This is a genomic window from Arthrobacter sp. PAMC25564, assembly GCF_004798705.1.
Taxonomy (GTDB): domain Bacteria; phylum Actinomycetota; class Actinomycetes; order Actinomycetales; family Micrococcaceae; genus Arthrobacter.
Genome location: NZ_CP039290.1, coordinates 955,031 through 976,312 on the forward strand (window position 1 = coordinate 955,031; position 21,282 = coordinate 976,312).

Here is a 21,282-nt window from a genome sequence, read left to right on the forward strand (position 1 = left end):
TGTCGTTAGGGGGCTTTAGCCGCGGGCTGTATCAGCCGAAGTACCAGCCTGGCGGTACCCAGGAGGCGGGCACTGCGTGGGCGGAGAAGTCGTCGCAGCCTGAGCAGAAGTAGGTGACCTCGCCAAGCTTGCTGATCGAACCGTCCCGGCGGTGCGCGGCGGGGACAAAGGTCTCCAGATAGATGAATTCATCCGTGCCGCACCGCTCGCAGTACGGGCTGCCCACGTATTCGGATTCAACAAGGCTGTGGTGGTGCGCGTCCAGGCGCCCGCGGCTGGCATGCGGTGCGGCGGCGCCGTGTGCCGCGGCAGCTGTCAGGGTCCGCGCGGTTTTCAGCGCATTGGCTCCTGCGGATGCGGGAAGATGGGGACGGTTTGTGACTGGCGTCATTGTCGGCCTATCCCGAACGCCTCCAGTGCAGTCGCCTCAGGGCATCAGCAAAGGACATCGTTCGTTTTTCGAATCGTCGTCAGGGGCCTCTGCTTGACCTTAGACCTTCAGGATAAAGCAAGTACCGGCCGTGTTCAATGGCCGAGTAGGGTCCAATTCGCGTAAGTACAGCAAGCACTCCGAGTAGGTATGCGCCTCGGGCACCGGGAATGACACGTAGGCCGCCGTCGTGGCCCGGCGGGGCAGGGCAGGACCCCGGGCGGGCGAGCAACGGCCGCCCGGGGTCCCGGATGCGGACTAAACCTCCAGCGGGAAGTGGGGGTGCTCGGACTCGCGCTGCTGGAACTGCAGCACGTCCAGGTTGAGGATCACTCCGTCGCGGATTTCGATCGCCCGGCGGATGGTCTCATTCTTCGCCCAGGCCTCGGGGCCGGAGATCGCGGTCTCCAGGAACGGCAGCAGCGCCTCGCTGATCTCCCAGCTGGAGGAATTCCAGAGGTAGGAGGGGCTGTGGTCCACCGCGTAGTAGTCGATGTGGTCGCCGACCTTGAACATCGGCTCGGCGAAGGTGGTGTTCCTCGCCCAGCTGAAGCCCATGCCCTCGTCGCAGGAAACATCCACGATCAGGCTGCCGGGCCGGAAGGCGTCCAGGTCTTCGGCGCGCAGATAGGTCAGGGGGGCGTTGGGATCCTGCAGCGTGCAGTTGACCACAATGTCGCTCGCGGCGAGGAACGGTGCCAGCGGCACCCGGCCGCGCTCGGTGATGACCTCGCTGAGGAACGGCGCCTTGTCATCGTGGTCGAACTGTGCGATCCGTACCGAGTGGATGGGCGACCCCACGGCCGCAACGCCGCGGCTGGTCAGGACCTGGACATCATGGATGCCGTGGGCATTGAGGGCCGTGACGGCGCCGCGGGCTGTGGCCCCGAAACCGATCACGACGGCGCTCAGCCTCCGGCCGTAGTCTCCGGTCGAGCCGGTGAGGGCCAACGAATGCAGCACGGAACAGTAACCGGCCAGTTCGTTGTTCTTGTGGAACACGTGCAGGCCGAAGCCGCCGTCGCTGGCCCAGTGGTTCATCGCCTCGAAGGCGATCAGCGTGAGCTTCTTGTCGATCGCCAGCTGGGTGATGGCCCGGTCCTGGACGCAGTGCGGCCAGCCCCAGAGGACCTGCCCGTCGCGGAGTTCGGCAAGGTCTTCCGGTTGCGGCTTGGGCAGGAGGACGACATCGGCCTCCGCCAGCAGTTGCGTGCGTGTGGCCATGCGCCCCACGAGCGGCTCCAGGTGCGCGTCCGAAACGCCGAACCGCTCGCCGTAGCCCTTTTCCAGGATCAGCTGCTGCCGGAGCTCCGGGGCGATGCGTTCCAGGTGCAGGGGGTGGATGGGGAGGCGCCGCTCGTCGGGCTTGCGTGAGCTGGCGAGGACCCCGATGGTGAGGTGGTTCAAGGCGCCGGTCACTTCTTTTTGGGACTCGCCGGCTTGGCGGCCGTGGCCTTGTCCATGGAGCTGGGCGGTGCTGAAGCAGTTCTTTTGTCGGCGCGTTTTTCCTTGATGGATTTGCCGGATTTTTTGGATGCTGCTTGACGGGGGGATTTGTCAGCCATGATCGCTCCTGTAGCGGAACCGTAGCGGTTCCTGACTTCGAACGATACAGGTAGCGACCTAACGGCGGTCAGCGGCAGGGAGGGGGTTATGCACGAATTGGAGCGGCTGACGGGAATCGAACCCGCGTATCAAGCTTGGGAAGCTAGCGCTCTACCATTGAGCTACAGCCGCGTTGCCGCGATTTTCAGCACTGCGGAAACCAGCTTACAACAGCCGGAGGACTTTGCCGGACGCGGTACAGCGGGGCCACACGCAACGGCAGGGTCCCATAACGCTTCGGATAAGTCTTCGGCAATGCCCGCCGCGCGACCGCGCATGGCGGGCATTGCTGTCTATTCTGAAGAAGCTAGCTGCAGTCTCTGGGGGAAGCGGGCTACGCCCATCAGTCATCCCCAGAGCAAGGATTTTCCGTGGCATTCGCAGAGTACGACGTCGTCATCGAGCGCGATGCCATGAGTGTGTACACCTTCCTGCTGGGCGCCCACAATCTCCCGAGCTGGCGTGAGGGCATCAGGAGCATCGAGTTGGAATCCGGCGCCGAAGGTGCCAAGGGCGCCGTCTACCGGCAGACCCTTACCGGGCCAGGCGGACGCCCCGTTGCCGCGGATTTTGAAATCACCGAGGCACGGCCGGGCGCGGAGATCCAGTACCAGGTCATCGTCGGCCCCGAACGGCCGCACGGAGGCTACTACCTGAGCACTGAAGGCCGGAACACCCGGGTCCGCTTCGCCCTGCAATACGAGCCGAAGGGGCTGCTGGACCGGCTGACCAACGTATTCAGCCGACGGATGAAGGCCGAAGTCTGCCAGCTTGAACGGCTCAAGGCCGTGTTGGAAAATATGCCTGAGGAAGAATAAGCGGACGGGTACGGTATTTTTGATCGTGTGCTGATCTCTGACCGCGACATTCGTGCCGAAATTGATTCCCAACGGATTGTGCTGGAGCCGTTCGACCCTGGCATGGTCCAGCCGTCGTCGGTGGACGTGCGGATTGACAGGTTCTTCCGGCTCTTCGACAACCACAAGTACGCGCACATCGACCCCGCGGAGGAACAGCCCGAGCTGACCCGCCTCGTCGAGGTCGACGCCGGTGAGCCGTTCATCCTGCACCCGGGGGAGTTCGTCCTGGGTTCCACCTACGAGACCGTCACACTGCCGGATGACATCGCCGCACGGCTCGAGGGCAAGTCCTCGCTGGGCCGGCTGGGCCTGCTGACCCACTCGACGGCGGGCTTTATCGACCCCGGGTTCTCAGGACACGTCACCCTGGAACTTTCCAACATGGCCACGCTGCCGATCAAGCTGTGGCCGGGCATGAAGATCGGCCAGTTGTGCTTCTTCCGGCTCAGCTCGGCGGCCGAGCACCCCTACGGCTCCGGTGAGTACGGCAACCGTTACCAGGGCCAGCGTGGCCCGACGGCAAGCCGCAGCCACCTGAACTTCCACCGTACGGAACTTTAGGACCACCAGGCCGGGGCCACGGGCCGGATCGACGGGACTTGGTTGCGTTTGGCCGGCGGCGCCCAGAATTTCGATACTTAGAGATTCCTGAGATCGGGCCTGCCGAGCAGTTCGATCCGAACGCTGTCGGGGTCAGCGAGGTAGGCATTCCGGCCAAGGCTGGACTTGGAAGGCGCAGAAGCGGTGGTGCTGTCCAACCGCGTCTGCCCTGGCGTCCCTGAGGGATCCTGGCCGGACGAGAAGCGCAGGAAGGGCCTGACGGCCCTGGCCCGAAGCTCGCCGGCCGGCCGTCAAGCTTCCCGTAGGAGTCGTGTGGCGGGAATCCACGTCTGTCCCTGCTTCGCGGAAGGCCACACGGAATTCGACAGCAGTGGAGCACGTCGCGTAGCTCCCACCCGGATGCGGACAGGGCTGGCCTGCGAAGAGTTGCCACGGAACAGATGCCCTCCGCCTGGTCCTGGGGTTGTTGGCAAACCTCATGATTCCAAGGCAAAGGGCATCTGTTCGTCCGGGTCACCGGGTACTGCTCGCGGAACTGGGTCAGACGACGGTCATAGTTCCTGCTGAGAGTGATCTGCCGCCGCGCGGGGACGCCACCGACGAAGCTGCGTACCGGCCTCGTAGGCCTGCGTCGATGGGTAGGTGACGAGCTCGATCGTGCTGCCCCACGGAGTTCGGGCGTAGAGGTAACGGTTGCCGGCTCCGGCGTCCCCTCCCGGTAGGTCGTTCGGCTGGCTCAGCAGCGTTCCGCCGGCCTCCTCAAGTTGGCTGGCGGCCTTGTCGATGTCGTCGACGTAGATGCAGAAGTGTTGAAGGCCGTAGTCGCTGGGGACCACGGGGTCACGCTGCGTTGTCCCGGAGTACACGAAGAGTTCGAGGTTCGGCCCTTCACCAAGACGCATCATCCGGATCGATTCGATAGTTGCCCCCGGTGGTATGCCCAGTCCCGACTCGACCGCAGGTCCGGCCAATGGCTCGTCGAGCATGTCGTAGAGAGTCTCGGCACCAAAGGCTTTGGTGAAGAACGTGGTGGCCTGCTCGAGGTCGGGCACGGTGATGCCGACGTGTTCAATTGCGCGGATTGTCATTGATTTTCTTCCCTTAGATCTCTGCCGCTGCCCAGAATCCGGACTGGGTGGCCTCATACATCCGGCCGCCACGCGCCCGCGTGCCGACCGCGTGGATTTTTTCGTCGTCGACTTTATCCGCGAGCACGTCGCTGGCGATGCGCTCCTGGGCCCACACCACGACCCCGCCGTCCGGGGCGGGCTGCCCCGTGATCGTCTCGACACCGGCGGCGGTCAGCAGCTGGGCGAGACGGGCGCGCTGCATGTCGTTGGTGTCCAGCCCCACGTCGTCGGACGGCGAGCTGAGCGTGACGCCGCGGCCCTGCTCCGCGAGCCAGAGCGCGGCGAACATCGCAATCTCGGTGTCGCCGTGCACGGTGACGTGCCCGCCGTCGGGAAGGTTGCCGGTGGAGAGCATGTCGACGGCGTCGATGGCGCCTTCGGGCAGCCCGTCGGTGAGCGTGCCGGTGGCCAGCAGGACGGAGTCGTGGCCATCGAGGTCGTCCTGGGTGGCTTCGACGCCGAGCCGCACATCGACACCGAGGCGCTCGAGCTCGACTCGGTAGAAGTTGATCATGTTGGTCATCTCGGTGTTCAGGAAGCTGGCCGCCGACCACGCGCGCAACTGGCCGCCGAGCTCCGGCTCCCGTTCGATGAGCGTGACATCGTGGCCGCGCTCGGCGGCGACGATGGCCGCCTCGCAGCCGGCGGGCCCTGCCCCGACGATGAGCACCCGCTTTGTGACGTCCGCCCGGCGCAGGGCTTCCTTTGCGCGCGCCTCTTGCGAGAGGGCCGGGTTGATGACGCACTGGGTGCGCTGGCCGTTGAACATCCAGCGTGAGATGCACTCGTTGACGGCGATGCAGCGGCGCACGTGGGCGCCGTCGCCGCGGCGGGTCTTGGCCACGGCGTCGGGATCGGCGAGCTGGGCCCGGCCCAGGGCGACGAAGTCCAGCTCGCCTGCCGCGACGGCCTCGTCCATCTCGTCGAGCAGCCAGGTCAGCCGGCCGACAGCGATCACCGGCACCGACACGCGTTCCTTCACCGCCTTGGCGTAATGCACAAGGTTGCCGGGCGGGTACATGGGCAGGAGGACGTCCGCAGTGTCGTAATTTCCAGCCGAGACGTCCAGGGCATCCACATACGGCTCCAGCATCTGGCAGAACGCGAGGCCTTCCTCCAGCGGGAGTCCGCCCTCGTACGGCTCCTCCACGCTCAGGCGGTACATGACCGGGAAGTCCGGGCCAACAATGTCCCGGACGGCTTTGACTACCTCGAGGGCGAAGCGCGCGCGGTTCTCCAGGGAACCGCCGTACTCATCGGTGCGCTTGTTGGTCTTCGGTGAGAGGAACTGCCCCAGCAGGTACCCGTGGGCACCGTGGAGCTCCACCGCGTCGAACCCGGACTGGACTGCACGCCGTGCGCCCTGCGCGTACATGTCGATCAGACCGGGGATCTCGGCCAGTTCGATGGCACGCGGAGGCGTTCCGAATGCGCTGGTGATGCCCGCTGTCGGGGCTATCGGTGGTTCGTTCCGTTCGGTGTTGCCCTGCGAATTCTGACGGCCGGTGTGGTGTAGTTGGACGGCGATCTTGGCGCCCTCGTTGTGCACCGCCTCGGTCAGGGCTGCCAGGCCCGAACGGAACCGGTCATGGTCAATCCGGATGGGATGGCCCACGGTGCGGCCGACCATCCAGTCGACAGAAGTGTTCTCGGTGATGATCAGGCCGACGCCACCCCGGGCCCTGGCCCGAAAGTACTCGATCATGCGGTCACTGACATCGCCGAACGTGCCCGCGTACTGGGTGAAGATCGGGGATTGGACGAAGCGGTTCCGCAGGGTCATCCGGCCGATCTGGCCAGTCTGGAACAGCGCAGGGTGGGGCCGGGACATCTCGATGCCCTGCCTGGTCTGGACGGCTTCGGCGGAGGGTTGAGTAGTCATCGTTGATCTCCTCGTGTTGTGACGGTCATCTCATCAACAATGGAGGCTCGACAGTTCCCGCGCATGCCCTCGGGTGCAGAATAGTTGGCCTGCGGTGCAGAGTTCTCAGGACGGCAGGCGCAGCCGTGTATCCCTCGGTGCGAGCCCGTAGGCGGACCGGTATGCCCGGCTGAACGATGAGGGGCTGGCGAAGCCGCAACGAAGCGCGACATCGGTGATCGCCATGTCCGACTGCGTCGTCAGCAGACGCTGTGCTACCTCAAGTCGCCGGCGCGACAGGTACTGCCCGCACGTCTCGCCAGCACCCTGGAACAGCAGGTGCAGATACCTGATTGACACCGCATTCGCACGGGCGATGTCCCCGACGCTCAGTGCGTTGTCGTTCAGGTTGGAGTCGATGAAGGCGCGCACCTCCATCAGCCGGATCGACTTCGTGTCGAGGACAAAATTCGACGACGCCCCGATCGCGGACGTCAGCAGATCGACGGCCACACGCCCGGCTGTGGAAGCCGCGCCGTCGTCCAGGTAATCGGCGCCTATCGACGTTTCAAGCCAGGAGTACAACAGGCGAAGACTGGGGGAGGAAGGCAACGGTATCCCAACGATTGACTCGAAGCGGGGCAAGGCCTCCCTGGCGAGCTCCCGCGGCAGGAAGAAAGTGATCTTGTCCAGATGACCGGTGCTGTAGCATTCAGCCGGCCGGAGCCCGTCCCAGAGCACGGCCGTTCCTCCGCCCACAAGGGCCTTCCTGTCGTGCTGGGAGAAGACCTCGGTGCCCTGCCGCACGAGCAATACGGCCAGATACTCGCCGTCGGTCCGACGGAGTTCGGTGGAACCGCGCCGCCCGACCATCCCACCCAGCGTGCAGCCGACTGCCCAGAACTCTCCGAGCGTCCGGGTCTCGTGGCGGAGCTCGGCCTCGCGCCTGACGTCCAGACTCCACGGCAGATGGCTGGTCGCGAAATCCACAACCATCTCGTTGCTGACAACGTCTTCCGACGCCATATGAGGCCTCCGTCCATCGAGAACTGGAACATCCCTCCGCCTTCGGCTCCCCAGCAACGTTGCTGCGGTCCGATCGCACAGGCTTACAAATTCTAGCCCGATACCCGATATAGGGAATATAGGTGCGAGGGGCGGCACCCGCTCTTCGGTGGACACCGGGGCCGCGAAAGGTAGTGAAGCGCCTCGAACGGGTCCATCGCGCGACCGTGACCTCAGGGGTGCAGGACCGCCGGCCGTTTCACGGGACGCCGCAGCATCTTCACGAGCGGTTCCACAAAGCGTGCCGCCAGCGGACCCATGATGGCCATGATCAGCACGTACGCGGTGGCCAGCGCCGCCAGGTCCTGGGGCACCACGCCGGAGGCGACGGCAAGGCCTGCGATGACGATCGAGAACTCGCCGCGGGCGATCAGTGCCGCGCCGGCCCGGAACCGGCCCGGCACACCGATCCCCGCACGCTTCGCCGCCCAGATTCCCGTGATCATCTTGGTGGCCGCCGTCAGGACCGCCAGCAGCAGGGCCCAGCCGAGGACCGGCGGTATGGTCGAGGGATTGGTGTTCAGCCCGAAGACCACAAAGAAGATCGCCGCGAAGAGATCCCGCAGCGGTTCGAGGATGCGCGTGGCATTGTGCGCCGTCGCGCCGGAAATGGCGATGCCGAGCATAAAGGCGCCCACGGCCGCCGAAACCTGCATGGCGGCAGCCAGCCCGGCCACGAGCAGCGCCGCGCCCAGCAGGTTGAGCAGGAACACCTCGGAGTTTTCGCTGTGCACCGCTTTGGAGACATGGTGGCCGTGGCGCAGGGCCACCACGAGGACGAAGCTGACGACGGCGAGGGAAATCCCTACCGTCTGCAGGCCCATCACGAAGCTGACTCCGGCCAGGGTGGCTGTCAGGATCGGCAGGTAGACGGCCATTGCCAGGTCCTCGAAGACCAGGATCGACAGGATCGTGGGTGTTTCACGGTTGCCGATCCGGCCGAGGTCGGTAATGACCTTGGCCGCGATGCCGGAGGACGAAATGTAGGTGACGCCGCCCATCACCATGGCTCCCACGAGCCCCCAGCCCAGTATCACTGCCAGCCCGGCGCCGGGGAGGAAGTTCAGGACCAGGTCAAGGACGCCGGCCTGCCAGGAGCGCCGCAGGCCCGTCACGAGCTCGGCCGCCGTATATTCCAAGCCGAGCATAAGCAGCAGGAGGATCACGCCGATCTCGCTGGAGAGATGTGCAAACTCGTGCATGCCTTCGAGTTTGACCAGGCCTCCCGCCCCGAAAAACAAGCCGCCGACAAGGTACAGCGGGATGGGGGACATTCCGATCCGCCCGGCCAATCTCGCCAGCAGGCCGAGGCAGAACACGACGGCCCCCAGTTCGATCAGGGTCAGTGCCAGCGGATCCATCCCGTTCAGCCGTTGCGCAGGATGCGCGCTGCCGTGTCCAGGCCTTCTTGCGTTCCTACGGCGACGAGGAGATCACCGGGGTGGAGGACGACGTCGGGCCCGGGGGAGGGCAGCACCTCGCCTTCGCGCATGATGGCCACGATGGAGACGCCGCTGCGGGTGCGGATGCAGGCGTCTCCCATGGGCCTGTCATGGAACGGGGATTCCGCGCCGATGGAGAACTGGCGGGTGACGATTCCCGGGACTTCCCGGTGTGCTTCGGAGAGTTGCATGGCCAGGCGCTGGCCGCCCAGCAGGTTGCCGAGGGCGGCGGCCTCATCAGCGGTCAGCGGGATGGACGCCTGGCAGGTGTCCGGATCGTCCCAGGTCGAGACGATCAGTTCAGTCTGGCCTTCACGGTACTCGACGACGCCGATCCGGCGCCCCGAAGCGGTCATGAAGTCCTTGCGCCGGCCAAGGCCGGGGAGGTCTGTCTCATCCACGTTCATGGTTCCAGCCTAGTGCGCGGACCGGCGTTTCGTCCGGCCTCAGGCGTCCGGGACGACGGCGATGTCCGCCTTGCCTGGCGGCTTGACCGGCAGCAATAACAGCAGCCCGGCCAGCAGCACCACCATGATGCCGAGGATGCCCCAGCGCTGGGCCTCGCCGGCAGCCACGAGCGGGGATGCGATGGCGATGCACAGGGTGAACAGCGCCGGGGCGAGGAAGCTGACGGCCCGGCCCGTGGTGGCGTAGAGGCCGAAGAGCTCCCCGGATTCGCCGTGCGGGGCGAGCCGTGCGAGGTAGGCGCGCGAGGACGACTGTGCCGGCCCCACGAAGAGGCACAGGAACAGCCCGAACACCCAGAAGGTCGTGGCGCCGGCCCAGTCCCGGCCCAGGATGACATAGTTGCCGCTGCCGAGGACCAGGATGGCGGTGCCCGCGGTCAGGAGCCCGATCAGGGAACCGATGATGACAGCCTTCGGCCCGATCCGGTCGTCCAGGAAGCCGCCGGCAATAGCCCCGGCCGCTGCCACAATGTTGCCGAAGATGGCGAAGAAGATGACGTCCTTCAGTTCAAAGCCGAAGGTGCCGGCGGCGATGATCCCGCCGAAGGTGAACACCGCGGCCAGCCCGTCCCGGAAGATGGCGCTCGCGAGCAGGAAGAAGATGGTGTGCGGGCTCGTCCGGTAGATCGCCTTGATGCGGCGGATCAGCAGGCCGTAGGACGCCACGAAGCCCAGGCCCGCGCCCTTCGTGGCCCTGGGGACTTCCGGCACGGCGAACAGGACCGGCAGGGCGAAGACGAAGAACCAGAGGGCGGAGAACACGGCCACGAGCCGGATGTTGAGGCTGTCCCGGGTGGATGCGCCGAACCAGTCGAAGCTGGGCTGGACGAACAGTTGAAGCACGATCAGCAGTGCCACGATGCCGCCGAGATAGCCCATGCCCCAGCCGAATCCGCTGACTTTGCCGATGTTCCCGGTGGTGGAGATCTGTGCCAGCATGGCGTTGTAGTTCACGCCGGCGAATTCGAAGAACACATTGCCCAGGGCAATAAGCGTCACGCCGAGGAGCAGGAATTCCGGCCGCGGGAAGACAAAAAAGCACAGGCCGGTCAGGATCGCGACGGCGGCGGTGTTGACGCCCAGCCACAGCTTGCGCCGGCCGCCGGTGTCCGAGCGCTGGCCCGTGACCGGCGCCAGCAGCGCGATGGCCGCGCCGCCGATCGCCAGCGCGACGCCCAAGACCGCCGAGGCCTGGTCCTCGCCGCCGAAGGCCCTGGAAGTCAGGTACACGGTGAAGACAAAGGTGGTCATGACGGCGTTGAAGGCCGCGGAACCCCAGTCCCAGGCGGCCCAGGCAAGGATCCGTCCCTTGTGGGAGACGCCGCTCCCGGATTCCAGTTCAGGGGACGGGCGGATGGCCCCGGGAGCCGCAGCGGAGTTCATAGCCGCAATGGTAGCCGTCCACTGCGGACGCCGGATGAACGGCAACGCCGCCAGCACGAGCCGCCGTGCGGAGCCGTTAGGAAAAGAATTTGTGCACGCTTGGTAAACTGTCCGCACCGAACCTAACGAATAACCGCCAGCCCCAACTTTTTGCCAATCGAATTCCAGACGTTGCGGAGATACCAGTGATCACAGTCCTTGCCGCGCACTTTGCGGTGGCTGCTGTGGCGCCGTTCCTCTTCCGGAAGTTCGGCAGGAATGCGTTCTACGCGCTCGCGGTGGTTCCGGGCGGCTCCTTCCTTTGGCTGCTCCTGCAACAGGGGCCGGTCTATTCGGACGCCGGATACACGTCCGAGGTGCTGCCGTGGATTCCCGACCTCAAGCTCGAGCTCGCCTTCCGGATGGACGCCCTGGCCTGGGTCATGTCGCTGCTGGTCCTGGGCGTGGGCGCGCTGGTGCTCGTCTACTGCGCCCGGTACTTCAAGGACAAGGACGACTACCTGGGCGGTTTCGGCGCCCAATTGCTGGCCTTCGCCGGGGTGATGTTCGGCCTGGTCACGGCCGATGACCTGCTTCTGATGTTCATCTTCTGGGAACTGACCACCCTGCTGTCCTACCTGCTGATCGGCTACGCACGCACCCGGCTGGCTGCCCGCCGCTCCGCGCTCCAGGCGCTTATGGTGACCACCGCCGGCGGCCTGGCCATGCTGGTGGGCCTGATCATGCTGGGATCCGCCGCCGGGACCTACCGGATCTCGACCATCCTTACGCTGGCACCCCAGCTGGCCACGGGGCCGGCATCGGGAGCCGTGGACGCCGCCGTCGTCCTTGTCCTGATCGGTGCGATCTCCAAATCCGCCCTGGTTCCGTTCCATTTCTGGCTGCCCGGTGCCATGGCGGCGCCCACGCCCGTGAGCGCCTACCTGCACGCCGCCGCCATGGTGAAGGCCGGCATTTACCTGGTGGCGCGGCTCGCCCCGGGGTTCGCGGAAACCCCGTACTGGCTGCCGGTGGTGCTGGGACTGGGCCTGGCCACGATGCTGGTGGGCGGGTACCGGGCGCTGCGCCAGACGGATATCAAACTCATCCTGGCTTACGGCACCGTGAGCCAGCTGGGCTTCCTGACCATGGTGGTGGGACTCGGCACCCCGGATGCGGCGCTCGCCGGCCTGGCCCTGCTCCTGGCGCATGGTCTCTTCAAGGCCGCCCTCTTCCTGGTAGTGGGCATCATCGACCACCAGGCCGGAACCCGCGACATCCGCCAGCTCTCCGGCGTCTACGGCTCCGCCCGGGCGCTGGCGGTGGTGGCCGGGATCGGTGCGGCGTCGATGGCTGGCGTTCCGCCGCTGGCCGGCTTTGTCGCCAAGGAATCCGTGTTCGAGGCATTCGTCCACTACGGCGCCGGCTCGCCGGCAGGCTTGATGATCCTCGCCGGGCTGGTCCTGGGCTCCATCCTGACCTTCGCCTACAGCGCCCGTTTTATGTGGGGCGCCTTCGCGCTGAAACCCGGCGTCGAAAAAACCCTGTTCCAGCCGATCAAACCGGCGTTCCTCGCCGCCCCGGCCATCCTGAGCGTCCTGACGGTTCTCTACGGGCTGTGGCCGGCCGCCGTCGACGGCTGGATCCAGCCGTACGCGGCGCTCTTTGCCGACGGCGCAGCCCACGACGGCGGATCCGCGTCCGGTGCGGCCGGTCAGCTCTCGCTGTGGCACGGCTTCACCCCGGCGCTGGGGCTGACCGTCCTCACCTTCGCGCTCGGCGTGGCCATGTTCTACGGACGTGACGCTATTTCCCGGCTGCAGGGCGTGGTCCCGGGCTGGATCGACGGTGACCGCGTGTACCAGTGGACCATCGGCGCCCTCGACGACGCGGCGGTCTGGGTGACCGGCCGGACGCAGCGCGGTTCGCTGTTCTTCTATCTCTCCGTCATCCTCACCGTGGCCTTCGTGCTGCCGCTCACGGCGCTGGTCCTCGCCAACAAGCCGCTGCCCGGCGGCCTGTACTTCATCGACCCCAACTCCCCCCTGCAGCTCGTGGCAGGCGCCGGGATCGTCATCTCCGCGCTCGCCGCCGTACGCGCCAACAAGCGCTTCCTGGCGGTGCTGATGGTCTCCGTCACCGGCTACGGCATTGCCCTGATGTTCGCCCTGCAGGGCGCGCCGGACCTCGCGCTGACCCAGATGCTGGTCGAGACCATCATCCTGGTGGCCTTTGTCCTGGCCATGCGAAGCCTCCCCGCCGAGCTGCGGGACCGCACCGGGGGAAAATACCGGGTCATCAGGGTCATCATCGGCGCGGCCTTCGGGATCACTATGGTCTTCGTGGCGATCTACGCCCTCGGGGCCCGGGTGGCGGTGCCGGTGTCGCTTGAGTTCCCGAGGCTGGCCTACGAGGGCGGCGGGGGGCTGAACATCGTCAACGTCACCCTGGTGGATATCCGCGCCTGGGACACCTTCGGCGAGATCTCCGTGCTGGCCCTGGCGGCCACCGGCGTTGCCAGCCTCATCTTCGTCCGCGGCCGCGGCGACCGCATCCGGGCATCCTCGACCGTGCCCGAAGGAACCGTAGGCCGGCGGAACCACGTCCGGGGAAACACCCGCGACGACGCCGCGCTGGCCATGAGCCGCCGGTTCGCCGCCGCCAGCCGCGACGCCTGGCTTGTGGCCGGGCGGACCCTGGCGCCGGAACGCCGCTCGATCATCTTCGAAGTCGTCACCCGGCTCATCTTCCACTCCATCATCGTCTTCTCCCTCTACCTGCTCCTGGCCGGGCACAACCTGCCCGGCGGAGGTTTTGCCGGCGGTCTTACCGCGGGACTCGCCCTGACCATCCGGTACCTCGCCGGCGGCCGCTTCGAGCTGCGGGAAGCCACCCCGGTCAGGGCCGGAACCATGCTGGGGATCGGCCTCGCCACGGCGGCGGCCTCCGGGGTGATGCCGCTGCTGCTGGGCGGCCAGGTGTTCCAAAGCGCCATCGTCGAGCTGTGGCTGCCCGTCTTCGGTGACATCAAGTTCGTCACCTCGACCCTCTTCGACATCGGGGTGTACTTCGTCGTCGTCGGCCTGGTCATCGATGTGCTGCGCAGCCTGGGGGCGGAGATCGACGAGCACTTCGAGGAACATCCGGCGGAGCCGCAGGAAGACCAGGAAGCCGGCGGAATTCCGGCCGAAGCCACGGCCAGGGGGAAAGCATGAGCGTCAACCTGACCCTGCTGATGGTCATGGGAGCCCTGTATGCCTGCGGCATCTACCTGATCCTGGAGCGCAGCCTCACCCGGGTCCTGCTGGGCCTCATGCTGCTGGCCAACGCCACCAACCTGCTGATCCTCGCCACCGGAGGCTACGCAGGGCTGGCACCGATTTTCGGCAAGGACACGGACCCGCGGGCCTACAACGATCCGCTGCCGCAGGCACTGATCCTGACGTCGATCGTGATCTCCTTCGCCGTCACGGCGTTCATGCTGGGCATCATCTACCGCACCTGGGTCCTGGGCCGCCAGGATGAAATCCAGGACGACGCCGAGGACCGCCGCGTGGCGGAGACGCCGAGTTTCGACGCGGAGGACGACTCCGTGGTTCCGATGGAAACCTCGGAATTCCCGCTGACCATGATCGGTTCGGACGGAACCGGGATCTCAAACACGCCCGCCGGAGCCAGCACCGCCGGCGTGCTGGCGGGCGACCGCATGATCAAGGCCGAGATCGCCGCGGCGGAAGAACAGCCCGGTTCCCGGAACGTGACCCAACACCCGGAAGGAGACGGAGCGTGAACATCGCCAGTCTTGCCCCGCTCGCCGTCGTACTTCCCATCGTGGGCGCAGCCCTGACCTTCCTGCTGATCCGGTACTCGCGGGCCCAGCGGGCCGTCAGCATCGGGCTGCTGTCCCTGACGCTGCTGCTCGAGTGCTGGCTGCTCGCCTCCGTCTGGGAGGGCGGCACAGCGGCGGTGAACATTGGCGGCTGGCTTCCTCCGTGGGGCATCGTAATGGTGGTGGACCAGTTCTCCTCACTGATGCTGGTGGTGTCCTCGGCCGTGAGCCTCGCCGTGCTGGTGTACGCCACCGGGCAGGGCATGGCCGACGGCGACCGGGATGCGCCGGTGTCGATTTTCCACCCCACCTACCTGATCCTCGTGGCCGGGGTGTCCAACGCCTTCCTCTCCGGCGACCTGTTCAACCTTTATGTGGGATTCGAGATCCTCCTGACCGCGAGCTATGTGCTGATGACGCTCGGCGGCACCGGTCCCCGCATCCGCGCCGGCGTGACCTACGTGGTGGTCTCGGTGGTGTCTTCGGTGCTGTTCCTGATCGCGATCGCCATGGTCTACGGGGCCACCGGAACCATCAACATGGCCGACCTCGCGATCAAGCTGGCGGGCCTGGACCAGGGCACGCAGACCCTGCTGCATGTCATGCTGCTGGTCGCCTTCGGCATCAAGGCCGCCGTGTTCCCGCTGTCCTTCTGGCTTCCGGACTCCTACCCGACCGCCCCCGCGCCGGTCACGGCGGTGTTCGCCGGCCTGCTGACCAAGGTGGGCGTCTACGCGATGGTCCGCACGGAGACGCTGCTCTTCCCGGGGGACACGCTCAACGCCGCGCTGATGGTCGCGGCGCTGTTGACCATGGTGGTGGGAATCCTCGGCGCCCTGGCCCAGAGCGACATCAAGCGGCTCCTGTCCTTCACCCTCGTCAGCCACATCGGCTACATGGTGTTCGGGCTGGCGATGTCCACGGTGGCCGGGCTGGGCGCCGCGGTCTTCTACGTGGCCCACCACATCACCATCCAGACGAGTCTGTTCATGGTGGCCGGCCTGATTGAACGCCGCGGCGGCAGCTCGTCGATGGACCGCGTGGCCGGGCTCGCCAAGCTGTCCCCGGTGCTGGCGGTGCTGTTCTTCGTCCCGGCCATGAACCTGGCCGGGATTCCGCCGTTCTCCGGTTTCCTGGGCAAGCTCGGGTTGCTGCAGGCCGGGGTTCAACTCGGTACGCCGCTGGCCTATGCGCTGGTGATCGGGGGAGTGCTGACCAGCCTGCTGACCCTGCTGGCCGTCGCCAGGGTCTGGAACCGCGCGTTCTGGCGCAAGCCCGAAGATGCGGAACATCCGGATCCGGTGCTGCTCGCCGCTCCCGGGGATTCTGCCACCGGCAACCGGGCGGGCCGGACCAACGTCACCTTGCTGCCGCGGGCCATGGTGGGGTCCACCCTTGGCCTGGTGATCTTCGGTGTGGCGCTGACGGTCTTCGCCGGGCCGCTGTTCCGGGTGGCGGACCAGTCGGCACAGGAGATGCTGGACAGGTCCTCCTACATCCAGGCGGTGCTCGGCGAGGACGCGCCGGTGCCGCCGATCGCCCAGCCGGGGCCGGCGCAGGGCGGCGGGAAATGAGCCGCAAACGCATCTCGCTGCGCCAGGAACTGCCCCTGCTGATCTGGCTGGTGATCGTCTGGGGCGCCCTCTGGCAGGACTTCAGCGCCGGCAACCTGCTTTTCGGCGCCCTCATCGCGGTGGTGGTGGCCCGGCTGTTCTACCTGCCCCCGGTGGAGCTCGGCGGTCGCTTCAACGTGCTGCGCGCCATCCCCTTTGCCGTCGTCTTCCTGGCCAAGGTGGTGGCAGCGAGCTGCCAGGTCCTGTTCCTGGCCGTGGCCCGCGGGCCCCGGGTGGTCAGCGCCGTCGTCGCCGTCCCGCTGCGCAGCCACTCCGATCTGCTGGTGACAGCCACCGGGCATGTGATTTCGCTGATTCCGGGCTCCCTGGTGGTGGAGGTGGACCGCTCCACGTCCACGCTATACATCCATGGCATCAACGTCCGCAACGCCGGTGACGCGGCCAGGCTCCGTAAGGAGGTGCGGGACACCGAGGCCGGGCTGATCCGCATCATGGGGACCAAGGACGAACTAACCGCACTCAACCAGGAGGTGGGCCCATGATGCAGCTTGTCCTGACCGTAACCGCCGTCGTGCTGACCCTGGCCGCGGCGGGAGCGATCATCCGGATCGCGAGGGGACCCTCGCTGCTGGACCGGGTGCTCGCCGCGGATGTGCTGCTGGCGATTGTCGGGGCGGCGCTGTGCATCGACATGGCCGTGAACCGGCACCTCAACAACCTGATGCTGCTGGTGGCGATCTCCATCATCGGATTCGTCGGCTCGGTCACCGTGGCGCGGTTCGTGGCAGACCGGCGGGAGAACGTCCGTGAATCCTGAAACGCTCGCCGCCGGCACCATGACCGACGCCCTGATCGACGCGGTCTCGGCAGTCTTCATGGTGGTCGGCGCCCTGATGTCCCTCGCCGCAGCCATCGGACTGCTGCGCTTCCCCGACCTGATGAGCAGGATGCACGCCGCCACCAAGCCCCAGGTGCTCGGGCTGTTCCTGCTGCTCGCCGCGGTGGGACTGCAGCTGCGCACCTGGTGGGTCTGGCCGGTGCTGGTGGTGGCCTGGATCTTCCAACTGCTCACCGTCCCGGTGTCCGCCCACATGGTGGGCCGCGCCGGCTACCGCACCAAGCACCTGCGCCCGGAGCTGCTGAGCACCGACGAGCTGGAGGCCGTGGTGCAGCAGGCAGCCGGCAAGAGCGGTTTTACCGACGATGCCGGGCCGGTGGCGGAAGAGCGCTGACGGGCGGTGGTGGCCGGGTCCGGTCAGACGATGCGCTTAGACCAGGTCCTGGGTCTTGGCGAAGCGGGTGATCGCGCGCTGGGTGCCGCGGTTGGCGAGGACCTGGATGACGGCGCTGACAGATGCCGAGATCAGCGCGAACGTCAGGGCGGAGCGCAACGTCGTGGGAACGTCGTCGTCGTGACCCTTGGGCGGCTTGTTGCCGGTGGACTTTTCCCAGACGGTGTCCACGAGCTTGGTGCCGACAAAGCCGGCGAGGAGGCTGATGCCGGTGCCGAGTAGTTTGATGAAGATGTTCATTCTTCGGACTCCTTGCGGGAGGAAAGAGGGCTTCCCCTAGCCTAGCCTCCCCGGCCGGACCGTCCAGACCGGCTGAAATCAGGCCTCCAGGGTGTAAACTGAGCAACGCCCACAAGGGCGATTTTAATACGACGTGATTTTAAGACGACAGGGGAGCGCCGCCGTCGGGCCCCACTGGAGAAATCCAGGGGAACCACAGGTGGGCGCTGAGAGTGCGGACAGCCGCAGACCCTCGAACCTGATCCGGTTAGTACCGGCGCAAGGGAGTCGAGTTCTCAGAGTGACCGGTGCGGCGGCGGAAGCCGCGGCCCGCCGGAGCACTCTCCCCTCCTGTTCCTCAGGAGGACGACATGACTGGTATTTCTGCAAAGCTGACACTTCCCGGACGCGGCTACAGCTGGCGTGTTGTGGACATCGTAGTGGCCGCGTTGATCGCGGTTGCCGGCGGCGTGATTTTCTGGGCCTGGGATCAGGGCGCCAACCTGATTTCCGCACCGGTCAACGCGCTCTACCCGCCCCTGACCGGGCTCTACGCCGGCGGCTGGATGATCCCGGCGGTCCTGGGCATGCTGATCGTCCGCAAGCCGGGTGCCGCGCTGTTCTGTGAAACCGTGGCAGCCACCGGTGAGCTGATCATGGGCTCCCAGTACGGCACCACGGTGCTGATTTCCGGTGTCCTCCAGGGCCTCGGAGCGGAACTGGTGTTCGCCGCGCTCGTGTACAGGAAGTTCAACCTGCCGGTGTCCCTGCTGGCCGGCGCCGGCGCGGGCCTGTTCTGCGGCCTGAACGATTCCTTCCTGCCGTGGGGCTGGAACATCGCCTACGCCGCCGGCGACAAGCTCGCGTACATCATCTTCACCGCGATCTCCGGCGCCGTAATCGCCGGCGCCCTGTCCTGGCTCGCCACCCGAGGCCTGGCCAGGACGGGGGTGCTGAGCTCCTTCGCCTCCCGGAAGGCTGCCACGGAGCCCGTCTACTCCTGACGGCTGCGACTGCTGCCCTACTGACTGTTCCCCTCGTGACAACGGATATCGACCCATGACACCCTCCGACGGCGTCCGCCCGGCGGCCATCACGGCCCGCGGCTGGGGCTGGCGGCACGCCGGCCGGCCCCGCCCCGCGGTCAACGGGCTGGACCTGGACATCCGACCCGGCGAACGGGTACTGCTCCTGGGTCCTTCCGGCGCCGGCAAGTCCACCCTGCTCCATGCCCTGGCGGGGGTACTAGGCGACAGCACCTCCGGCGCCGGCGCTGCCGGCTCCCCGGGCGGTGCCGAGGACTCCGACGAAACCGGAAGCCTCCTGGTCGACGGCGCCCCGCCGCGCGCACAGCGCGGCCGGGCCGGTCTGGTCCAGCAGGACCCGGAGACCCAGGTGGTGCTGTCGCGGCTCGGCGACGACGTCGCGTTCGGGGCGGAAAATCTCTCTGTGCCGCCGGCGGAAATCTGGCGGCGGGTCCAGGAAGCACTCGACGACGTCGGGCTGGCCCGGCTGCCTCTGGACCATCCGACGGCGGCCCTCTCCGGCGGCCAGAAGCAACGCCTCGCGCTCGCCGGCATCCTGGCGATGCGTCCGGGCCTGCTCCTGCTCGACGAACCCACCGCCAACCTGGACCCGGCCGGCGTCCTGGAGGTCCGCGACGCCGTGGGCCGCTGCCTGGACAAGACCGGGGCCACCCTGGTGGTCGTGGAGCACCGGGTTGCCGTGTGGAAAGACCTCGTGGACCGGATCGTGGTGCTGCAGCCCGGATCCCCCACGGAGCCCGCGGTGCTGATCGATGGACCACCGGACCAGGTCCTGGTGCAGGCACGGGACATGCTCATTTCCGCCGGCGTCTGGGTGCCGGGACATGTGCCGCAGACCCGGGGACGCGGCACTGCCGGCCGTTCCGGCGTTTCCTCCGACGCCGGCACGCTCCTGCTGGCCGCGGAAGAGCTTGCCGTGTCCCGCGAACGGCCGCGCCGGGCCGGCCTGCGCGGGGGCTTCCGCGCCATCCCCCCACGTCCGGTCCAGTCCGGCATCACGGCCCAGGTCCGGGCCGGGGAGGCGCTGACCATCACCGGTCCGAACGGTTCGGGGAAATCCACCTTCGCCCTGACCCTGGCCGGCCTGCTCGCGCCGGTCTCCGGCGCGGTGTCCGCCACCCTGGCGCTCAGCGCCGGGGCCGGCCTCGATCCCTACAAATGGAAGGCCGAGCAGCTGATCGCCAGGATAGGAACCGTGTTCCAGGAACCCGAGCACCAGTTCGTCACCGGCCGGGTGCTCGATGAGCTGATGTTCGGCCCCCGCCACCTCGGCCGCGGCGAAGAGCGCGTGGACGAGCTGCTGGAACGGCTGCGGCTGACCGAACTGGTGGACGCCAACCCCTACACGCTCTCCGGCGGCGAGAAACGGCGCCTCTCGGTGGCCACCGTGCTCGCAGCCCACCCCCAGGTCCTGGTCCTGGACGAACCGACCTTCGGGCAGGACGCGAACACCTGGGCCGAACTGGCGTCCTTCCTCTCCGAGCTCCTCGACGCCGGCACCGCCGTCGTCTCCGTGACGCATGACGAGGAATTCACCGCCGTCCTGGGCGGCACCCAGCTCAGCCTGGCCGCTCCCGAACGCCAAGCACCGGGGCGCCGGGGACCGGGCAAGGTGGTGGCGCCATGAGGGAGGTCCTGAGCCTGGGCGGCAACCATGCGCTGCTGACCCGCGCCAATCCGCTGGCCAAGTTCACCGCCGTCGTACTCATCACCCTCGTTCTGGCCCTGTCCATCGACTGGGTCTCGGCATCGGTGGCGCTGGCCTGCGAACTGCTGCTCTTCCCGCTCGCCGGGCTGAGCCTGCCGCTGCTGTGGAAGCGCGGCTGGCCGCTGATCCTGGCGGCGGCGCTGGGCGGCTGGAGCACCGCCATCCTGGCGCCGGACACCGGGAACATTCTGCTCGACGCCGGCATCTGGTCCATCAGCGCCGGCTCCCTGCAGCTGGGGCTCGGCTTCATGCTCCGCGGGCTCGCCATCGCGCTGCCCGCGGTACTGCTGATGAGCTGCACGGACCCGACGGATCTTGCCGACGCGCTGGCCCAGAACGCGAAACTGCCGCACCGCTTTGTCCTGGGGACCCTCGCTGCGATGCGTCTCGTGGGGCTCATGGCCGAGGAATGGCAGACCATCGGCATGGCCCGGCGGGCCCGCGGCGTGGGCTCGCACGGCAACCCGTACCAGCGGCTGCGGGCCACCCTGGGGCAGAGCTTCGGGCTCCTGGTACAAGCCATCCGGCGTGCCTCCCGGCTCGCCGTGACCATGGAAGCGCGCGGCTTCGGCGGGGCGCAGCGGACCTGGGCGCGGCCCTCGACGTTCAGCAGCCTCGATCTCTGGGTGCTGCTGGGCGGACTGGGCATCGCCGCGGCCGCCGTCGCGGCGGCCCTGGGTGCCGGCACCTGGAACCTTGTCTTCATCACGAGGCAGTAACAGCCGCTGATCGGCCGCCGACTGCCCGATGACCGTCCGTTTATCGCACGGAGCGGGTATTCCTGTGAGATTAACGGCACCCCGGCGGGAATACCAGGGGTGAATAACTCAT

At 67.1% G+C, this 21,282-nt stretch carries 21 protein-coding genes, 1 tRNA gene and 1 riboswitch; of the genes, 11 read left to right on the forward strand and 11 right to left on the reverse strand.

The genetic code is table 11. The annotated features are described in order from the left end of the window. Nucleotides 1–31: 31 nt before the first annotated feature. From E5206_RS04300 to E5206_RS04310, 4 genes are all read right to left on the reverse strand, one after another. Nucleotides 32–391 (reverse strand): hypothetical protein, encoded by a 360-nt coding sequence (locus E5206_RS04300; RefSeq protein ID WP_240689935.1) that lies wholly within the window; start codon nt 389–391, stop codon nt 32–34. 297 nt (nt 392–688) lie between these two features. Next, nucleotides 689–1,849: a N(5)-(carboxyethyl)ornithine synthase gene (locus tag E5206_RS04305; protein WP_136321408.1), complete on the reverse strand. Its 1,161-nt coding sequence runs from the start codon at nt 1,847–1,849 to the stop codon at nt 689–691. Next, the gene (locus E5206_RS19175; RefSeq protein ID WP_168709263.1) at nt 1,846–1,995 is read right to left on the reverse strand and encodes a hypothetical protein; all 150 of its coding nucleotides are present in this window, start codon (nt 1,993–1,995) and stop codon (nt 1,846–1,848) included. Before E5206_RS19175 ends, E5206_RS04305 begins: the two co-directional genes overlap by 4 nt. A gap of 98 nt (nt 1,996–2,093) precedes the next feature. Beyond that, nucleotides 2,094–2,167: transfer RNA gene (locus E5206_RS04310), tRNA-Gly, on the reverse strand. Between the two features lie 239 nt (nt 2,168–2,406). On the opposite strand from E5206_RS04310, the gene E5206_RS04315 reads away from it, so the two are divergent. Together E5206_RS04315 and dcd are read left to right on the forward strand one after the other, a co-directional pair. Next, the gene (locus E5206_RS04315) at nt 2,407–2,853 is read left to right on the forward strand and encodes an SRPBCC family protein (protein ID WP_136321409.1); all 447 of its coding nucleotides are present in this window, start codon (nt 2,407–2,409) and stop codon (nt 2,851–2,853) included. Between the two features lie 27 nt (nt 2,854–2,880). Next, entirely contained in the window at nt 2,881–3,456 is a 576-nt protein-coding gene (gene dcd, locus E5206_RS04320; RefSeq protein ID WP_136321410.1) for a dCTP deaminase, read from the forward strand. 551 nt (nt 3,457–4,007) lie between these two features. On the opposite strand, the gene E5206_RS04325 is transcribed toward dcd, so the two are convergent. From E5206_RS04325 to E5206_RS04350, 6 genes are all read right to left on the reverse strand, one after another. After that, entirely contained in the window at nt 4,008–4,544 is a 537-nt protein-coding gene (locus E5206_RS04325; protein ID WP_136321411.1) for a VOC family protein, read from the reverse strand. A 13-nt stretch (nt 4,545–4,557) separates the two neighbouring features. After that, nucleotides 4,558–6,468, reverse strand: a complete 1,911-nt coding sequence (locus E5206_RS04330; RefSeq protein WP_205760003.1) for an NADH:flavin oxidoreductase — start codon at nt 6,466–6,468, stop codon at nt 4,558–4,560. A gap of 105 nt (nt 6,469–6,573) precedes the next feature. Then, a complete protein-coding gene (locus tag E5206_RS04335; protein ID WP_136321412.1) occupies nt 6,574–7,473 on the reverse strand; it encodes a helix-turn-helix domain-containing protein in 900 nt (299 codons plus the stop codon). Between the two features lie 212 nt (nt 7,474–7,685). Beyond that, entirely contained in the window at nt 7,686–8,873 is a 1,188-nt protein-coding gene (locus tag E5206_RS04340) for a cation:proton antiporter (RefSeq protein ID WP_136321413.1), read from the reverse strand. 5 nt (nt 8,874–8,878) lie between these two features. Continuing rightward, nucleotides 8,879–9,361, reverse strand: coding sequence for a cation:proton antiporter regulatory subunit (locus E5206_RS04345; protein ID WP_136321414.1), 483 nt, complete (start codon nt 9,359–9,361; stop codon nt 8,879–8,881). Between the two features lie 39 nt (nt 9,362–9,400). Further along, nucleotides 9,401–10,804: an MFS transporter gene (locus E5206_RS04350; protein ID WP_136321415.1), complete on the reverse strand. Its 1,404-nt coding sequence runs from the start codon at nt 10,802–10,804 to the stop codon at nt 9,401–9,403. Nucleotides 10,805–10,989: 185 nt separating this feature from the next. Between E5206_RS04350 and E5206_RS04355 the strand changes: the two genes are divergently transcribed. Genes E5206_RS04355 through mnhG form a run of 6 tightly spaced genes read left to right on the forward strand, consistent with a single transcriptional unit; the run spans nt 10,990 to nt 17,418 of the window. Further along, nucleotides 10,990–13,998 (forward strand): Na+/H+ antiporter subunit A, encoded by a 3,009-nt coding sequence (locus E5206_RS04355; protein WP_136321416.1) that lies wholly within the window; start codon nt 10,990–10,992, stop codon nt 13,996–13,998. After that, complete coding sequence (locus tag E5206_RS04360; RefSeq protein WP_136321417.1) at nt 13,995–14,573, forward strand: Na(+)/H(+) antiporter subunit C; 579 nt, start codon at nt 13,995–13,997, stop codon at nt 14,571–14,573. The genes E5206_RS04355 and E5206_RS04360 overlap by 4 nt, the downstream gene beginning before the upstream one ends. Beyond that, nucleotides 14,570–16,186 (forward strand): Na+/H+ antiporter subunit D, encoded by a 1,617-nt coding sequence (locus E5206_RS04365; protein WP_136321418.1) that lies wholly within the window; start codon nt 14,570–14,572, stop codon nt 16,184–16,186. Before E5206_RS04360 ends, E5206_RS04365 begins: the two co-directional genes overlap by 4 nt. After that, nucleotides 16,183–16,728: a Na+/H+ antiporter subunit E gene (locus tag E5206_RS04370; RefSeq protein WP_136321419.1), complete on the forward strand. Its 546-nt coding sequence runs from the start codon at nt 16,183–16,185 to the stop codon at nt 16,726–16,728. The genes E5206_RS04365 and E5206_RS04370 overlap by 4 nt, the downstream gene beginning before the upstream one ends. Beyond that, nucleotides 16,725–17,003, forward strand: a complete 279-nt coding sequence (locus tag E5206_RS04375; RefSeq protein WP_136321420.1) for a monovalent cation/H+ antiporter complex subunit F — start codon at nt 16,725–16,727, stop codon at nt 17,001–17,003. Before E5206_RS04370 ends, E5206_RS04375 begins: the two co-directional genes overlap by 4 nt. Before the next feature lie 19 nt (nt 17,004–17,022). After that, nucleotides 17,023–17,418, forward strand: a complete 396-nt coding sequence (mnhG, locus tag E5206_RS04380) for a monovalent cation/H(+) antiporter subunit G (protein WP_136323957.1) — start codon at nt 17,023–17,025, stop codon at nt 17,416–17,418. Between the two features lie 36 nt (nt 17,419–17,454). Here mnhG and E5206_RS04385 read toward each other — a convergent pair whose 3' ends face one another. Continuing rightward, entirely contained in the window at nt 17,455–17,718 is a 264-nt protein-coding gene (locus E5206_RS04385; protein ID WP_136321421.1) for a DUF4235 domain-containing protein, read from the reverse strand. A 139-nt stretch (nt 17,719–17,857) separates the two neighbouring features. Beyond that, nucleotides 17,858–18,001, forward strand: a riboswitch (TPP riboswitch). 67 nt (nt 18,002–18,068) lie between these two features. On the opposite strand from E5206_RS04385, the gene E5206_RS04390 reads away from it, so the two are divergent. From E5206_RS04390 to E5206_RS04400, 3 genes are read left to right on the forward strand one after another with little or no spacing between them, the layout of a single operon-like run. Then, nucleotides 18,069–18,701 (forward strand): ECF transporter S component, encoded by a 633-nt coding sequence (locus tag E5206_RS04390; protein ID WP_136321422.1) that lies wholly within the window; start codon nt 18,069–18,071, stop codon nt 18,699–18,701. Between the two features lie 55 nt (nt 18,702–18,756). Next, nucleotides 18,757–20,370, forward strand: a complete 1,614-nt coding sequence (locus tag E5206_RS04395) for an ABC transporter ATP-binding protein (RefSeq protein WP_136321423.1) — start codon at nt 18,757–18,759, stop codon at nt 20,368–20,370. After that, nucleotides 20,367–21,170, forward strand: a complete 804-nt coding sequence (locus E5206_RS04400) for an energy-coupling factor transporter transmembrane component T (protein ID WP_136321424.1) — start codon at nt 20,367–20,369, stop codon at nt 21,168–21,170. Before E5206_RS04395 ends, E5206_RS04400 begins: the two co-directional genes overlap by 4 nt. Nucleotides 21,171–21,282: the final 112 nt, after the last annotated feature.

Excerpts from the sequence above, each read along its gene's own strand:
- E5206_RS04395 (WP_136321423.1), top strand. The coding sequence starts at position 18,757 with ATGACACCCTCCGACGGCGTCCGCCCGGCGGCCATCACGGCCCGCGGC.
- mnhG (WP_136323957.1), top strand. The coding sequence starts at position 17,023 with ATGACCGACGCCCTGATCGACGCGGTCTCGGCAGTCTTCATGGTGGTC.
- E5206_RS19175 (WP_168709263.1), bottom strand. The coding sequence starts at position 1,995 with ATGGCTGACAAATCCCCCCGTCAAGCAGCATCCAAAAAATCCGGCAAA.
- E5206_RS04390 (WP_136321422.1), top strand. The coding sequence starts at position 18,069 with ATGACTGGTATTTCTGCAAAGCTGACACTTCCCGGACGCGGCTACAGC.
- E5206_RS04340 (WP_136321413.1), bottom strand. The coding sequence starts at position 8,873 with ATGGATCCGCTGGCACTGACCCTGATCGAACTGGGGGCCGTCGTGTTC.
- E5206_RS04370 (WP_136321419.1), top strand. The coding sequence starts at position 16,183 with ATGAGCCGCAAACGCATCTCGCTGCGCCAGGAACTGCCCCTGCTGATC.
- E5206_RS04335 (WP_136321412.1), bottom strand. The coding sequence starts at position 7,473 with ATGGCGTCGGAAGACGTTGTCAGCAACGAGATGGTTGTGGATTTCGCG.
- E5206_RS04400 (WP_136321424.1), top strand. The coding sequence starts at position 20,367 with ATGAGGGAGGTCCTGAGCCTGGGCGGCAACCATGCGCTGCTGACCCGC.
- E5206_RS04345 (WP_136321414.1), bottom strand. The coding sequence starts at position 9,361 with ATGAACGTGGATGAGACAGACCTCCCCGGCCTTGGCCGGCGCAAGGAC.
- E5206_RS04385 (WP_136321421.1), bottom strand. The coding sequence starts at position 17,718 with ATGAACATCTTCATCAAACTACTCGGCACCGGCATCAGCCTCCTCGCC.
- E5206_RS04350 (WP_136321415.1), bottom strand. The coding sequence starts at position 10,804 with ATGAACTCCGCTGCGGCTCCCGGGGCCATCCGCCCGTCCCCTGAACTG.
- E5206_RS04330 (WP_205760003.1), bottom strand. The coding sequence starts at position 6,468 with ATGACTACTCAACCCTCCGCCGAAGCCGTCCAGACCAGGCAGGGCATC.
- E5206_RS04360 (WP_136321417.1), top strand. The coding sequence starts at position 13,995 with ATGAGCGTCAACCTGACCCTGCTGATGGTCATGGGAGCCCTGTATGCC.
- E5206_RS04325 (WP_136321411.1), bottom strand. The coding sequence starts at position 4,544 with ATGACAATCCGCGCAATTGAACACGTCGGCATCACCGTGCCCGACCTC.
- E5206_RS04300 (WP_240689935.1), bottom strand. The coding sequence starts at position 391 with ATGACGCCAGTCACAAACCGTCCCCATCTTCCCGCATCCGCAGGAGCC.
- E5206_RS04375 (WP_136321420.1), top strand. The coding sequence starts at position 16,725 with ATGATGCAGCTTGTCCTGACCGTAACCGCCGTCGTGCTGACCCTGGCC.